The organism is Aromatoleum evansii (genome assembly GCF_012910805.1).
Classification (GTDB): Bacteria; Pseudomonadota; Gammaproteobacteria; order Burkholderiales; family Rhodocyclaceae; genus Aromatoleum; species Aromatoleum evansii.
Genome location: NZ_WTVK01000013.1, coordinates 1 through 15662, shown reverse-complemented (window position 1 = coordinate 15662; position 15662 = coordinate 1). Strand labels below are relative to the sequence as shown.

The 15662-nt window shown below is 66.0% G+C and carries 9 protein-coding genes; 8 read left to right on the top strand and 1 reads right to left on the bottom strand.

Going from position 1 to position 15662, the window contains the following annotated elements:
• The first annotated feature begins 3 nt into the window (after nucleotides 1–3).
• From GO615_RS08295 to GO615_RS29505, 4 genes are all read left to right on the top strand, one after another.
• Nucleotides 4–1053 carry an SGNH/GDSL hydrolase family protein gene (locus GO615_RS08295; RefSeq protein WP_169126855.1) on the top strand — a complete coding sequence of 350 codons (1050 nt, stop codon included), beginning with the start codon at nucleotides 4–6 and terminating at the stop codon, nucleotides 1051–1053.
• Nucleotides 1054–1249: 196 nt separating this feature from the next.
• The gene (locus GO615_RS08290) at nucleotides 1250–5359 is read left to right on the top strand and encodes a hypothetical protein (protein WP_169126854.1); all 4110 of its coding nucleotides are present in this window, start codon (nucleotides 1250–1252) and stop codon (nucleotides 5357–5359) included.
• A 223-nt stretch (nucleotides 5360–5582) separates the two neighbouring features.
• Nucleotides 5583–10976 (top strand): calcium-binding protein, encoded by a 5394-nt coding sequence (locus GO615_RS08285; RefSeq protein WP_246262199.1) that lies wholly within the window; start codon nucleotides 5583–5585, stop codon nucleotides 10974–10976.
• A gap of 45 nt (nucleotides 10977–11021) precedes the next feature.
• A complete protein-coding gene (locus tag GO615_RS29505; protein WP_211167002.1) occupies nucleotides 11022–11129 on the top strand; it encodes a toxin-antitoxin system HicB family antitoxin in 108 nt (35 codons plus the stop codon).
• A 122-nt stretch (nucleotides 11130–11251) separates the two neighbouring features.
• Here GO615_RS29505 and GO615_RS08275 read toward each other — a convergent pair whose 3' ends face one another.
• Entirely contained in the window at nucleotides 11252–12175 is a 924-nt protein-coding gene (locus GO615_RS08275) for a LysR family transcriptional regulator (RefSeq protein WP_169126853.1), read from the bottom strand.
• 218 nt (nucleotides 12176–12393) lie between these two features.
• Between GO615_RS08275 and GO615_RS08270 the strand changes: the two genes are divergently transcribed.
• From GO615_RS08270 to GO615_RS08255, 4 genes are all read left to right on the top strand, one after another.
• A complete protein-coding gene (locus GO615_RS08270; RefSeq protein ID WP_169126851.1) occupies nucleotides 12394–13695 on the top strand; it encodes an MFS transporter in 1302 nt (433 codons plus the stop codon).
• A 40-nt stretch (nucleotides 13696–13735) separates the two neighbouring features.
• Nucleotides 13736–14635, top strand: coding sequence for a L(+)-tartrate dehydratase subunit alpha (ttdA, locus tag GO615_RS08265; protein WP_169126849.1), 900 nt, complete (start codon nucleotides 13736–13738; stop codon nucleotides 14633–14635).
• Nucleotides 14632–15240: a L(+)-tartrate dehydratase subunit beta gene (gene ttdB / locus GO615_RS08260; protein WP_169126847.1), complete on the top strand. Its 609-nt coding sequence runs from the start codon at nucleotides 14632–14634 to the stop codon at nucleotides 15238–15240. The genes ttdA and ttdB overlap by 4 nt, the downstream gene beginning before the upstream one ends.
• Before the next feature lie 228 nt (nucleotides 15241–15468).
• Nucleotides 15469–15662: SoxR reducing system RseC family protein (locus tag GO615_RS08255; protein ID WP_169126845.1), on the top strand; the 194-nt coding region annotated here is incomplete at its 3' end.

Here is a 15662-nt window from a genome sequence, read left to right as displayed (position 1 = left end):
AGAATGAAGAACAAATTGGGTACCTGGACGCGTCTCCTGTCCGCTGCACTGGTCCTGGCGCTGCCGGGACTCGCCAGTGCGCAACTGGATTTCAGCAACATCGTCGTCTTCGGCACGAGCATATCCGATCCCGGCAACGGGTTTGCGCTACTCACGCATCCTGTGGACGGCCTGGATCTGGATAGCCCGGTTCGTCAGACCACGCCACCGCATTACGAGGGCCTGGACGAAACGCTCGTGCCCAGTGCGCCCTATGCCAAGGGTGGGCATCATCTGAGCAACGGCGCGACGTGGATCGAACAGTACGCCGTCGGGCGTGGGTTTGCCCGCGATGTGGGCCCGGCCTTCCGGGGCAAAGGCAAGGCCTCGAACTATGCGGTCGGCGGCGCGCGCGCGGTGGATTTCCCGGGTCGGGTAAACCTGCCGGATCAGGTGCGGGTATTCCTCGAGGACGTCGGGAACAACGCCCCGGCTGACGCCCTGTATGCGATCGAGATTGGCAGCAATGACGTGCGCGATGCCATGGTCGCGTTCGCCACCACGCTCCAGGATACCAGCGACCCCGCTCAGGCGATGGGAGCCGCGAACACGGTCATCGCGAATGCTCTGGGCAGCATCGCCTCTCATATTGAAACCTTGTACTTTGCCGGAGCCAGGAAATTCCTCGTCGTGAATGTGCCGCGCCTGGATCTGGTGCCGGCCGTCAGCTTCCTGGAGCAGTTCGCTCCGGGCACCGCCACGCTGGCCTCCGGCCTGACGCAAGCCTTCAACCTGGCCCTGTCGCAGAACGTGCTGGCGCCGCTTGCCGGCCTGCCCGACATTCAGATTGCACGCATGGACATCGCGACACAGATGACGAGCATCGTCACGGCGCCGGGCAGCTTCGGTCTGACAAACGTGACGGACCCCTGCGTCACTCCCAACGTGCCTCCCTATACCTGCCAGCAGCCGGACAAATACTTCTTCTGGGATGGGATCCATCCGACCAAGGCCGTACACGGCATCTTCGCGCAGCAGGCAGCGGGCATACTGGCTCGTTATCCGGCTCCCTGACGCACCCGGGACGCCTCATCCGGAAGCGGCTGGCGTTGCATAGGCGCACCCCAGGTATCGCGTCTTGCTACTCCGGAAGAAGTTCATATCCCGACGGACTGGTCGGGCATTATGATGACTTCTTTGTCATACGATCCTGATCCGCGCGAGCCGGCAATAATGCTCGCCGCGGACTCGATCGGCGGAGCCGCGAGCGATGAAGCGTCAAGGAATCCTTGCCCTGCTGGCAGGCCTGCTGGCCTGTGTATCCTTTGCCCACGCCGGCAGCGGCCGGATGAACCCGGAGGAGGTCCCGCCGCCGCTCCGCCCCTGGGTCGATTGGGCCCGCCATAATCCGCCGGTGCCGGAGTGCCCGCGCACGGCATCCGAACCGGAATCCGCGCATTGCATCTGGCCGGCGGGCATCGAGATGCAGCTCTCGGCCCGGCAGGGCGCCTTCACGATGACGGTCGACGCCTTCGCCGACGGGACGGTGGAACTGCCCGGCGACATCGAGACCTGGCCGCGCGAGGTGCGCCTGGACGGCGAACCGGTGGCGGTCGTGCCTGCAAACGGGCGGCCGTCGCTGCGCGTGGGACCGGGACATCACGTGGTCGCCGGGCGCTTCGACTGGCAACGTCTGCCGCTGAACCTGCAGCTGCCGCGGCAGGTGGCGAAGGTATCCGTCACCCTCGACGGCGAGCGCTTCACGAGTCAACCGGATGCTTCCGGCCAGCTCTGGCTGCGCGCCGCGCCGGACAAGGATGGCACGGACGACTCGCTGTCCACACGCGTATTCCGGCAGTTCACCGACGACGTGCCGATGGTTTCGACGGTGCGCTACGAGTTCTCGATTGCGGGCCGGCAGCGCGAGGTGCGCGTTCCGCATGCGGTGCTTGAGGGCTTCGTTCCGCTGGCCGTCGAAGGCGGGCTGCCGGCGCGCATCGACGCCGACGGCAGCCTGAAGGTGCAGGCGCGCGCCGGTTCGTGGGTGCTGAACGTCACGTCGCGCAGGATGAGCTCCGCGAGCGAGCTACAGTTGCCGGAGGGGGCGGGAGAGCAGGAGGTGTGGTCCTTCGCGCCGCGCAACGCGGTGCGCGTGGTGAATCTGGAGGGGCCGCCCGCAGTCGATCCCAAATCCGTGGGCGTACCGGCGGAATGGGCCGGCCTTCCGACCTTCGTGCTGCAGCCGGGAAAGTCCCTGAGGATCGCCGAGGTGCAGCGCGGGGATGCGGGCGGGGCGGCGGATCGCCTGCAGATTCGCCGCACGCTGTGGCTCGACTTCGACGGTGGCGGATTCTCCGTGCAGGACAGGATAAGCGGAACGATCGGCCGCAGCTGGCGGCTGGACCTGCCAGAGCAGTTCGCGCTGGGGCGGGTGTCGGTCAACGGCGTCGATCTCCCGGTGACGCGTAGTGCGGCCGGCCGCGGCGTGGAACTGCGCGAGGCGTCGATCGCGCTGGAGGCCGACAGCCGCATCGACTCGTCCGTGCGGGAGATTCCCGCGAGTGGCTGGACCGTGCCGCTCAGCGGCTGGGCGGCCGAGCTCAACCTGCCACCGGGATGGCGCCTGATACACGCCGCGGGCGCAGATTCGGTGCAGGGCGAATGGCTGATGTCGTGGACACTGTGGGACATCTTCGGCGTTCTGCTGATCGCGGCGGTGACCTTCCGGGTCGTCGGCCCGCTCCCCGCCCTGATCCTGCTCGCGGGGCTCGTGCTGACGTGGCACACGTGGGGGGCGCCGAAATTCATGTGGCTGGCGCTGGTCCTCTTCCGTGCGATTGCGGCAGCGGTTCCAGCCAATGCGAAGCTGCGCGGTTGGGCGGCGCGCGGCGCGCTCTTCAGCGGGGTGTTGATTGCCCTCATGCTCGTTCCCTTCGCCGTCGATCAGATCCGCCAGGCCATGTATCCGGCCCTCGGGATGAGCTATTCGCAGGCCACCGCGGGGATGAGCCGGGCGGCGCGTGCACCTGCGTCCGCCCGGCCGGCCGCGCCTCCGGTCGCACAGGAGGCGGAGAACTACGTCGAGCGCAAGCTGCGCGACGAGGCGGCCTCGCTCGTGGCTCCGCTCTCCCGGGAGGATACGGCACGCACCGCGGCGAGCCGGCCCGATCCAAACCTCAAGGTCCAGACAGGGCCCGGAATCCCGAGCTGGCGCTGGACGGTGATCGAGCTTGCGTCGCAGGGTCCGATCGCGAGCGGTCAGAACCTGTCCCTGACCTTGCTGCCCCCCGCAGGCTCTGCGCTGTGGTCGGTGCTCTCGGTGCTGCTGCTCGGGCTCGCGCTGTGGCGCTGCTGGGAGTTCGATCGCGCGGCCATGATGCGCAAGCTGCGCGGCGCGCTGAGTTCCGCGGCGGTGCTGGGTGTCGTGGCGGTTGTCGGGATGGGGGCGACGACGACCGATGCACGGGCGCAATCGGCATTTCCGTCGGAAGCGCTGCTCGGGGAGCTGCGCACGCGACTCCTTGCTCCCGATCCCGCGCCGGCGTGCGCGCCGGTGTGCGCAGACCTCGCCGACATGCGCATCGAAGCCGCCGGCAACACGATCACGCTGAAGCTCGAAGTTCATGCGCAGGCCCGCACGGTGGTGCCATTGCCCAGCCCCGGAGCGAACATCCGGCCCTCGTCCGTGCTCGCGGGCGGGCAGTCGCCGGCGCTGCTGCGCGACGACAAGGGAGTGATCTGGGCGAGCGTGCGCCCAGGCATCACGTCGATCGAGATCGTCATCCCGGCCCATCAGGACGAGGTGCCGGTCCATCTCCCGCTGGCGCCGCGACGCGTGGGCACGCAGCTCGAGCGCTGGAGCCTGTCCGGCATCGATGCAAGGGGGCTCGCGACCGAAACGCTGACGCTGTCACGGCTGCGTGAAACGCAGGCGAAGGCGGACAAAGAGTTCGCGGGCGGGGCCGATTTGCCGCCATTTGCCGAGGTCGAGCGGCACGTCATCTTCGACCAGACCTGGACCGTGCGCACCGTCGTGCGCCGTCAGGGACCAAGCGCGCTGCAGACCAGCGTGCGAATTCCGCTGCTGGCGGGCGAGGCCGTTACTGATCCCGGCATCAAGGTCGAGGACGGAGAAGCGGTCGTCGATCTTGCGCCCGGCGCATCGCGGAGCTTTACCAGCGTTCTCGAGCACGCCGACAGATTGCGACTGGTGACTTCGACGCACCCCGGCCAGATCGAGCGCTGGACGGTGTCGGCAACGCCGTCGTGGCATGTCGAATCGTCCGGGCTGGCGCCGGCGGTGTGGACCAGCGGCGGCACGTGGCAGCCGCGCTGGCAGCTCTGGCCCGGCGAAGCGGTCGAACTGACCCTGTCACGCCCGTCGGGCATGGACGGCGGAACCCTCACCTTCGACGAGGTCCAGATCGACACCACCGTCGGACAGCGCTCTTCGGACGCATCCGCCAAGCTGCGACTTCGCAGCAGCGCCGGCGGCAATCACGTCATCGGCCTGCCCGATGGCGCGGAACTCCTGTCCGTACGGATCGACGGCCAGGTGCAGCCGCTACGGGCGGAGAAGGGCCGGCTTGCGCTGCCGATCACGCCCGGCGAGCATTCCGTGCAGCTCGACTGGCGTGACGTCTCCGCGGCATCGAACCACTATCGTTCGCCGCAACTGGACCTCGGTGCACAGGCGGTTAACGCAAGCATCGCCCTTGCCGTGCCGCAGGACCGCGTGGTGCTGTTCACCAAGGGGCCGCTGGTCGGCCCGGCGGTGCTGCTGTGGGGCGTGCTCATCGTAGTGGTCGCGATCGCCGCCGTCCTGTCCCGCGTCGTGCCGGGGCCGCTGGGGATGGTGACCTGGATCCTCCTCGGCGTCGGGCTCGTCCAGTCGTCCATTGCCTCGGCGTTCTTCGTCATCGGCTGGTTCGTGTTGCTTGCGATCCGGCGCAACTATGTCGATCCCTCGCCTTGGCGCTTCAACCTGTTCCAGGCGCTGCTGCTGATCTTCACCCTGCTGGCGGCGAGCGCGCTGCTGTCGGCGCTGCGACAGGGCCTGCTCGGCTATCCGGAGATGCTCGTGACCGGAAACGACTCGACCGCGTTCAGCCTGAGGTGGTACCTCGACCGCCTCGACGGAACGACACCGAGCGTGGAGTTCTTCAGCATCCCCGTGTTCGCGTATCGACTGATGATGCTCGGCTGGGCGCTGTGGCTCGCGATCGCGCTTACCGGCTGGGTGCGGTGGGCGTGGAGCTGCGTCTCGGCAGGCGGAAGCTACTGGCGCCCGCTTGATGTCCCGAAGATGCTGTCGCGCACAACCAAGGCAACAGTTGCGGCCGGCGTGGATGAGTCGGGGAGGCCGGGAAGGGTGGAATAAGCTGCCGACATCGAATCATTGCCCGGCGCATGACGATGGCTCTTGCGCCGTATCCCTCGAGAAAAAGAAGTGTGTTGCGCCTTCGGCATAATTTATTATGCCGAAGTTCTTTGTTTGTCTATCTGTTTCCCGCCACGCAATGTTTTCGTGCTGATTGCGTGTGTATGGCTCATTCCCAGCCCCGATTCACATCAGATCATTCACCCATTACCGAGTATTCAATATGCTTGATAGCCTGATCTATATCGACAGCGCCAACCATCAGATCGTCACCGCGCCGTCGATTGGCCCGAAGCAGTTGGTGCTGTACCGTGATCCCGCTTCCAATCAGTACGTCGCGAAGCTGTTGGGCTCCGATGAAGAGTTGCGTTTCTATCCGGGCTCGATCCAGCAGATCCAGTTCGGCGACGGTACCGTTTGGGACCAGTTCGCCATCGACCAGGCGGTATGGCAGACGCAGCTGCAGCAGGGCATGGCGGGCAACGACTGGCTGTGGGGCACGGAAGGTCGTGACGTACTGCTGGGTGGCGCGGGCGACGACCAGTTGATGGGCAACGGCGGCGACGATGTGCTCGACGGTGGCGCCGGCGACGACCGGCTCGAGGGTGGCGCGGGCGCGGACACCTACGTCCTCGCGGCAGGCGGCGGCTCCGACACCATCTTCGACGGACCCTACTGGATGGAGAACAACCGCATCGTCACCGGGCCCACCATCGACCCGAGCAAGGTGATGCTGGTGCGCGAGCCCGGCGGCTATGACCAGTATGGAAATTGGACGGGTGACCAGTACGTGCTGCGCCTGCTCGGCTCGCAAGACGAGCTGCGCTTCAACCCGGGCTCGATCCAGGAGATCCAGTTCGGCGACGGCACGGTGTGGGACCAGTTCGCCATCGACCAGGCGGTATGGCAGACCCAGCTGCAGCAAGGCAAGGCGGGCAACGACTGGCTGGCGGGCACGGAAGGGCAGGACGTGCTGCTGGGCGGCGCGGGCGACGACCAGCTGATGGGCAACGGCGGCGACGACGTGCTCGACGGCGGCGCGGGCGACGACAAACTCGAGGGCGGCGCCGGTTCCGATACGTACGTCCTCGCAGCAGGCGGCGGCTCCGACACCATCTTCGACGGACCCTACTGGATGGAGAGCAACCGCATCGTCACCGGGCCCACCATCGACCCGAGCCAGGTGATGCTGGTGCGCGAACCCGGCGGCTATGACCAGTATGGCAATTGGACGGGCGACCAGTACGTGCTGCGCCTGCTCGGCTCGCACGACGAGCTGCGCTTCAACCCGGGCTCGATCCAGGAAATCCAGTTCGGCGACGGCACGGTGTGGGACCAGTTCGCCATCGACCAGGCCGTATGGCAGACGCAGCTGCAGCAGGGCACTGCGGGCAACGACTGGCTGTCGGGAACCGAGGGCCAGGACGTGCTGCTGGGCGGCGCGGGCAACGACCAGCTGATGGGTAACGGCGGCAACGATGTGCTCGACGGCGGTGCCGGCAACGACAAGCTCGAGGGCGGCGCGGGCGCGGATACCTACGTCCTCGCCGCAGGCGGCGGCTCCGACACGATTGTCGACGGGGCCTCCTACTGGATGGAGTCGAACCGCATCCTCACCGGCCCGACCATCGACCCGAGCCAGGTCATGCTGGTGCGCGAGCCCGGCGGCTACGATGCGTTCGGCAACTGGACAGGCGACCAGTACGTGCTGCGCCTGCTCGGCTCGCAAGACGAGCTGCGCTTCAACCCGGGCTCGATCCAGGAGATCCAGTTCGGCGACGGCACGGTGTGGGACCAGTTCGCCATCGACCAGGCGGTATGGCAGACGCAGCTGCAGCAGGGCACGGCGGGCAATGAGTGGCTGTGGGGGACCGAGGGCCAGGACGTGCTGCTGGGTGGGGCCGGCGATGACCAGCTGATGGGTCACGGCGGCAACGACGTGCTCGACGGCGGCGCGGGCAATGACAGGCTCGAGGGCGGCGCGGGCGCGGACACCTACGTCCTCGCCGCAGGCGGCGGCTCCGACACCATCTTCGACGGACCCTACTGGATGGAGAACAACCGCATCGTCACCGGGCCCACCATCGACCCGAGCAAGGTGATGCTGGTGCGCGAGCCCGGCGGCTATGACCAGTATGGCAATTGGACGGGTGACCAGTACGTGCTGCGCCTGATCGGCTCGCAAGACGAGCTGCGCTTCAACCCGGGCTCGATCCAGGAAATCCAGTTCGGCGACGGCACGGTGTGGAACCAGGTCGCCATCGACCAGGCGGTGTGGCAGACGCAGCTGCAGCAGGGCACGGCGGGCAACGACTGGCTGTCGGGCGCGGACGGCCGGGACGTGCTGCTGGGCGACGCGGGCAACGACCAGCTGATGGGTCACGGCGGCGACGACGTGCTCGACGGCGGCGCCGGGAACGACCGGCTGGAAGGTGGCGCGGGCGCGGACACCTACGTCCTCGCCGCAGGCGGCGGCTCCGACACCATCATGGATGGAGGCGCCACCTGGATGGAACAGAACCGCATCGTCACCGGGCCGACCATCGACCCGAGTCAGGTGATGCTGGTGCGCGAACCCGGCGGCTACGACGCGTTCGGCAATTGGACGGGCGACCAGTACGTGCTGCGCCTGCTCGGCTCGGATGACGAGCTGCGCTTCAATCCCGGAACGATCCAGGAAATCCAGTTCGGCGACGGTACCGTGTGGAACCAGTTCGTCATCGACCAGGCGGTGTGGCAGACGCAGCTGCAGCAGGGCACGGCAGGCGATGACTGGCTGTCGGGCGCGGACGGCCAGGATGTGCTGTTGGGCGGCGCGGGCAACGACCAGCTGATGGGTCACGGCGGCAACGACGTGCTCGACGGCGGCGCGGGCGACGACCGGCTTGAGGGCGGCGCCGGTTCGGACACCTACGTGCTCGCCGCAGGCGGCGGCTCCGACACCATCATGGACGGCGGCGCCACCTGGATGGAACAGAATCGTATCGTCACCGGCCCGACGATCGACCCGAGCAAGGTGACGCTGGTGCGCGAGCCTGGCGGCTACGACCAGTATGGCAATTGGACGGGCGACCAGTACGTGCTGCGCCTGCTCGGCTCGCACGACGAACTGCGCTTCAACCCTGGCTCGATCCAGGAGATCCAGTTCGGTGACGGCACGGTGTGGGACCAGTTCGCCATCGACCAGGCGGTGTGGCAGACGCAGCTGCAGCAGGGCACGGCGGGCAATGACTGGCTGTGGGGCACGGAAGGGCAGGACGTGCTGCTGGGTGGCGCGGGCGACGACCAGCTGATGGGCAACGGCGGCAATGACGTGCTCGACGGCGGCTCCGGCGACGACCGGCTGGAGGGCGGTGCCGGCTCCGACACCTACGTGCTCGCCGCCGGCGGCGGCTCCGACACCATCATGGACGGCGGTGCCACCTGGATGGAGCAGAGCCGTATCGTCACCGCGCCCACGATCGAGCCGGACCAGGTGACGTTGCTGTATCGACCCGGCACCTTCGACCCATACGTCAGCGGCCCGCAAGCCGAGCAATATGTTCTGCGCATTATCGGGACTAATGACGAATTGCGCTTCGCGCCGGGTACGATCCAGGAGATCCAGTTCGGCGACGGCACCGTGTGGAACGCGCAAACGATGTCGATGATGGCCGTGACGGACGTCAATGACGCGCCGACCGGCGAGGTCACGATCGGCGGCGCTCCGGTGCAGGGCGAGACCCTCGTTGCGTCCAATACCCTGGCGGACGCCGACGGAATCCGCGAGCTTCATTACCAGTGGAGTGCCAACGGCGTCGCGATCGACGGTGCGATCGGAGACAGCTACACCCTGTCGCAGGCTGACGTGGGCAAGAACATTACCGTGACCGCCACTTACGTCGACGGCTTCGGGATGACCGAGAGCGTCACCGGCTTCACGATGTCGCCGGTGGCGAACCTGAACGATGCGCCCACCGGTGAGGTTCTTGTCGTTGGCGAGGCAATCCAGGGACAGACGCTCGCGGCCTTCCACACCCTTGCGGACGTCGATGGGCTAGGCGCACTTGGCTACCAGTGGAGTGTGGACGGCGTAGCAATCGCAGGTGCCAACGGGATCAGCTACACCCTCAAGCAGGGTGACGTGGGCAAGAGCGTTGTGGTCACCGTGAGTTATGTCGATGGCTTCGGCGCTGCCGAAAGCGTTGCGAGTGCGCCGACGGTTCCCGTCGCCAACGTCAACGACCAGCCGACCGGAGAGGTGGTCATCGATGGAACCGCGATGCAGGGCCAGACCCTGACCGCGACCAGCAACCTGGCGGATGAAGACGGAGTCGGGCTGCTCAGCTACCAGTGGAGCGTCGATGGTGCCGCAATCGCCGGCGCGACCGGAAGCAGCTACACGCTCGCCGCAAGCGACGTGGGCAGGACCATTTCCGTCACCGCCAGCTATGTCGATGGCTACGGTACGACGGAAAGCGTCAACAGCCTCGCCACGGCCCCCGTGCTACCCATCCCGAATCTCACCCTGACCGGATCCGGCGGCAACGATACGCTCTACGGCGATGGCGGCCACGACAGCCTCACCGGCCTTGGCGGAAGCGACACGCTGTACGGGCTGGACGGCAACGACATGCTGGATGGCGGCGCGGGGACGGACAAGCTGCTGGGCGGGGAGGGCTCCGACCTGTATGTGATCAACCTCGCGTCCGATCACCTGGCAGCGGAAATCTCCGACACGGGTGCGACCGGTACGGATGAAGTCCGCTTCACGTCGGCCTCCGCGAGCACCTTGAAGCTCTATGCGTCGGACACCGGCATCGACAAGGTCGTCGCAGGCACGGGCACGGGAGCCACGGCAAACACCTCGGGAACGACGGCCCTGAATGTGGACGCATCGGCGGTCCTGAACGGCCTGACGCTGATCGGCAATGCCGGCGCGAATACCCTGACCGGCACCGCCTACAACGACACACTCGACGGAGGCGCCGGCGCGGACAGGTTGACCGGCGGCAATGGAGATGACACGTACATCGTGGACAACGTCAAGGACGTGGTCTCCGAGGGCAGCGCGTCGGGAGGCTCGGACACGGTCGTGTCGAGCATCGGCTACACCCTGGGTACAAACGTCGAAAACCTCGTACTGACCGGACAGACCGGCCTGAGTGGCACGGGGAACACGCTGGCGAACGTCCTGTCGGGCAGCGAAGGGGCGGACACCCTGAAAGGGCTTGGCGGAAACGACGTGCTCCGGGGCGGAGCCGGGAACGACGTGCTGGTCGGCGGTCTGGGGCTCGACGAGCTGAGCGGGGGCGCGGGCGCGGATGTTTTCCGCTTCGACAGCACCCTGGGTTCGACCAACATCGATACGCTGACGGACTTTGACGGCACCACCGACACGATCCAGCTTGAGAACCAGATCTTCAGGAAGCTCGCTGCGACCGGCAGCCTCTCGGCCGCGAACTTCGCCTCCAACATGACGGGCGAGGCCGCCGATGCCAACGACTATGTTCTCTACAACACGAGCACCGGAGGCCTTTACTACGATGCCGACGGCAACGGAGCGGGAGCCGCGGTTCAGTTCGCGACGCTGACCGGCACGCCGACTCTGGACGCCGGGGATTTCATCGTGACGTGATGTGCGGGACGCGGTTCGCCGGCCGAAACCGGTCGGCGAGCCGCCATGTTACCGCGGTTACGCACACTGCCCCTGCACGCGGCGATGATGGCGGAGGCTCACGGCAAGAGCATCAACCAATGGGCCGCCGAGGTTCTTGCGCACGCAAGCTGATTGCGCGGTCGGGTCTTCGATATTCTGCAGCGCCGCGTTTTCAATTTCTCGCCGGCGAGCAGATCGTCAGGATCTTTCACTCCCGACTCGCTACGAGTAAAGGCCCGTAATTCGACCGCCGCTCACCACGCCGATTTCCTACTCTCCGGACTGTCCGCGTGCGTGCTGAGGTATTCGCGCAGGTGTTCGACGAAGAACGACACCTTCGCCGACAGGTTCAGCCGCTCCAGGTACACCGCATAAATGTCCGCCGCAGGCGTCTCGTAGTCGGCGAGCACCTGTTCCAGCCGGCCGCTGCGCAGGTACTTGGCGACGTCCCACTCGGCGCGCATCAGTATGCCGTGCCCGTCCAGCGCCCAGTTCAGCGCCACTTCGCCGTCGTTGGTGCTGAGCTTGCCGTGCACCTTTACCGCCTCACCCTGCTTGCCGCGCGCGAGCCGCCACACGCCGTAGGCCGATTCGTTCTGCCGCAGCACGATGCAATCATGGCGCTGCAAATCCGCCGGGATTTCCGGGCGACCGCGCGACTTGAGGTAGACAGGGGAGGCGCACAGCAGGCGGCGGTTCGATGCGATCTTCTTCGCGATGAGGCGTGAATCGGGGATGTCGCCGAAGCGGATCGCGACGTCGATGGCGTCGTCGGGCAGGCTCACCGGGCGGTCGGTGAGCTGGAGCTGCACTTCGACGTCCGGGTAGCGTTTCGTGAAGCGCGAGATCGCGGGGCCGATGTAGGAGCGCCCGAATCCCAGCGGGGCATTCACCCGCAGCAGTCCCTTCGGCACGGCCCGGCTACCGGATACGCGGCTTTCCATTTCGGCGATGTCGCCGAGGATGCGCTGCGCGTTGGTGAAGTACACCTCGCCTTCGTTGGTGAGGCTGATCCTGCGCGTCGTGCGGTTCAAGAGCCGCACGCCGAGGCGTTCCTCGAGCTGGGCCAGGCGCTTCGTGACCGCGGGCGGCGTGAGGTTCATCTCCCGCGCCGTCGCTGCGAGACTCCCGAGCTTCACCAGCAGGCAGAAGAAGGCCAGTTCGGAGTTCGGATTCATCGCGGCTTGATTATTAACTGGTAGGAATCAATGTATTAACTTTATATCGATTCTATCAGTAATCGAAGCCATTACTCTCCTCCCTGCGTAATCCCTTGCAGAGAAGCAGCACTGACCGGGTTCGCCCGGGGAAGGCCGGAAGAGTCGCCCCAGACGATTCCCGGGCTTCTCATCCGGGCACATCCCGGACTTCACAACGCGTTACGGAGGAGACTCAGGTGGATCTTGATATCGAAAAACGCACATTGCGCCGGATCACCTGGCGAATCGTGCCCTTCATCATGCTGTTGTACTTCATCGCCTACATCGACCGGGTCAACATCGGCTTCGCCGCCTTGACCATGAAGGAAGATCTGGGCTTCACCGCGTCGATCCTCGGCTTTGGCGCGGGCATCTTCTTCTGGGGCTATTTCCTGTTCGAAGTGCCCTCCAACATCGTCCTGCACAAGGTCGGGGCGCGCATGTGGATCGCCCGGGTCATGGTGACCTGGGGGATCATTTCGGGCGCCATGGCCTTCGTCGAAGGCCCGACCAGCTTCTACGTGATGCGCTTCCTGCTCGGGGCGGCGGAGGCGGGCTTCTTCCCCGGGATCATCCTGTACCTCAGCTACTGGTTCCCGGCCCGCCATCGCGCCGGCGTGACCGCGTTCTTCATGGCTGCGGCACCGCTCTCCACCGCGCTGGGCTCGCCGATCTCCGCCGCGCTGCTGGAGATGGACGGTGTCATGGGCATGCAGGGGTGGCAGTGGATGTTCATCCTCGAAGCCGTTCCCGCCCTGATCCTCGGCGTGGTCGTGTTCTTCTACATGACCGACAAGCCCGAGCAGGCGAGGTGGCTCAAGGACGACGAACGCGCCTGGCTGGTCAAGGCCATGAACGAGGAAAACGCCAGCAAGGCCGGCAGCGCCAAGCACGGCATTCTCAGCGGCCTGGCCAATCCCAAGGTGCTGGCGTTGGCGATGATCTACTTCGGCACTTCCGCCGGTCTCTATACCCTCGGTATCTGGGCGCCGCAGATCATCAAGCAGCTCGGCGTCTCGTCGATGACAGTCGGCTTCCTAAATGCCATCCCGCCGATCGTTTCGGTGGTGGCGATGGTCCTGTGGTCGCGCCATTCCGACCGTACCGGCGAGCGCACCTGGCACGTCATCCTGGCCTGCCTGGCGGCGGCGACCGGCCTCGTGGTTGCCGGCGGCGCCAGCACCGTCGTCGGCCTGATTGCCGCGCTGACCCTGGTCAACGTCGGTATCAGCTGCGCCAAGCCGCCGCTGTGGAGCATGCCGACCACCTTCCTGTCCGGCGCTGCGGCCGCCACCGGTATCGCGACCATCAACTCGATCGGCAACCTCGGCGGCTTTGCCGGCCCGGCGATGATTGGCTGGGTCAAGGACCAGACCGGCAGTTTCACCGGCGGCCTGTACTTCGTCGCCGGCCTGCTCGTGCTCTCGGCCTTCCTGACCTTGATGCTGGCCCGTTCCCATAAGCCGCAGGCGGTGACCGCCGAAGCGGCAACGCACTGACACACCGCCCAACCCCAACAGATTTATCAGGAGCACAAGAATGGATAAGGAAAATGCCGTCCAGTCGCTGACGGACACGATGGCCAAATTCACGTCCTGCATCGGCAAACGCCTGCCGACCGATGTGAAGCGGAAACTGGCCGACCTTCGCACCCTCGAAACCAACCCGCTCGCGAAGTCGATCTACGACTCGATGGCCGAGAACCAGGAGGCCGCCGACAAGCTCGACCGGCCGAGCTGCCAGGACACGGGCGTGATCCAGTATTTCATCTCGGCCGGCGCGAAGTTCCCGCTGCTGGGCGAGCTGGAAGAGATCCTGCAGAACGCGACGCTGGGCGCGACGAAAATCGGGCCGCTGCGCCACAACGCGGTCGAGACCTTCGACGAGAAGAACACCGGCACCAACACGGGCTCGAAGATTCCCTGGCTGGACTGGGAAATCGTGCCGGACTCGGACTGCGCGACGATCGACGTGTATATGGCGGGCGGCGGCTGCACGCTGCCCGGCAAGGCGACGGTGCTGATGCCGGGCCAGGGCTACGAAGGCGTCACCGAGTTCGTGTTCGACGTGATCACGTCGCGCGGCGTCAATGCCTGCCCGCCGCTGCTGGTCGGCGTGGGCGTGTCGACTTCGGTCGAGACCGCGGCGCGGCTGTCGAAGCGCGCGATCCTGCGGCCGGTGAATTCGAAGAACCCCAACGCGAACGCCGCACTGATGGAGGAGCTCCTCGAAGAGGGCCTCAACGAGGTCGGCATCGGCCCGCAAGGCCTCACCGGCAACAACAGCGTGATGGGCGTGAACATCGAATCCTCCGCCCGTCACCCCTCGACAATCGGGGTCGCCGTGTCGACCGGCTGCTGGGCGCACCGCCGCGGCAAGATCCGCTTCAACGCCGACCTGTCCTACGACATCCTGTCCCACGAAGGAGTGGTGCTGTGAAGAAGATCCTGCAAACCCCGATCCGCGACGAAGACCTTGAAGGCCTGAATGTCGGCGATGTCGTGTATCTCACCGGCCACCTGGTCACCTGCCGCGACGTCGCGCACCGCCGCCTGATCGAGCAGAAGCGCGAGCTGCCGGTCGATCTCGAAGGCGGCGCGATCTTCCATGCCGGCCCGATCGTGCGCAAGAAGGACGACGGCAAGTTCGAGATGGTGTCGATCGGCCCGACCACCAGCATGCGGATGGAGAAGTTCGAGCGCGAGTTCATCAAGCAGACCGGCGTGAAGCTGATCGTCGGCAAGGGCGGCATGGGGCCGGAAACGGCGGCGGGCTGCCAGGAAGGCAAGGCCGTGCATGCGATCTTCCCGGGCGGCTGCGCGGTCCTCGCGGCGACCAAGGTCGAGGAGATCGAGCGCGCGGAGTGGCAGGATCTGGGGATGCCGGAGACGCTGTGGGTCAACCGCGTCAGGGAGTTCGGGCCGCTGATCATCTCGATCGACACCAAGGGCAACAACCTGATCGAGCAGAACAAGGCGCACTTCAACGAGAAGAAGGTGCCGGTGATGGAGCGGATCTTCAGCCAGGTGCGCTTCATCAAGTAAGCGTCATTTGCCCCGCAACCCGATACCGTTCGCCGCCGAATCAGCTCGGGGCGAATGGTATTGCCTGTTTGACTTCCGCGTTCACAGGAGACGAGCCACCCGACCGGATCCGCTCCCGGATGCGGCAGTTCAGCCGATTCTGATGTTCGACTTTATCGCGTAACACCATTGACGAAAATGCGAGGAAAAATGTATCGTTTGTAAAAGCTACTGTTGGAACTCAAACAAATGTGTCGGGACTCTCGCTCTCCTGCAGACAACAACGACCGGGCGCTTCGCCTGGTCGAAGCCGAGGCGTTTGTGGTTGCCATCGAAGGGGCGGTTGCCTGGCTCCAGCCCGAGCAGCGCAGCGGTTGCGGTGCATGCGCGGCGGCCTCGCTGTGCGGCGCTGCGACGCTGGCGCGTGCAGCGCCGCACAGCGA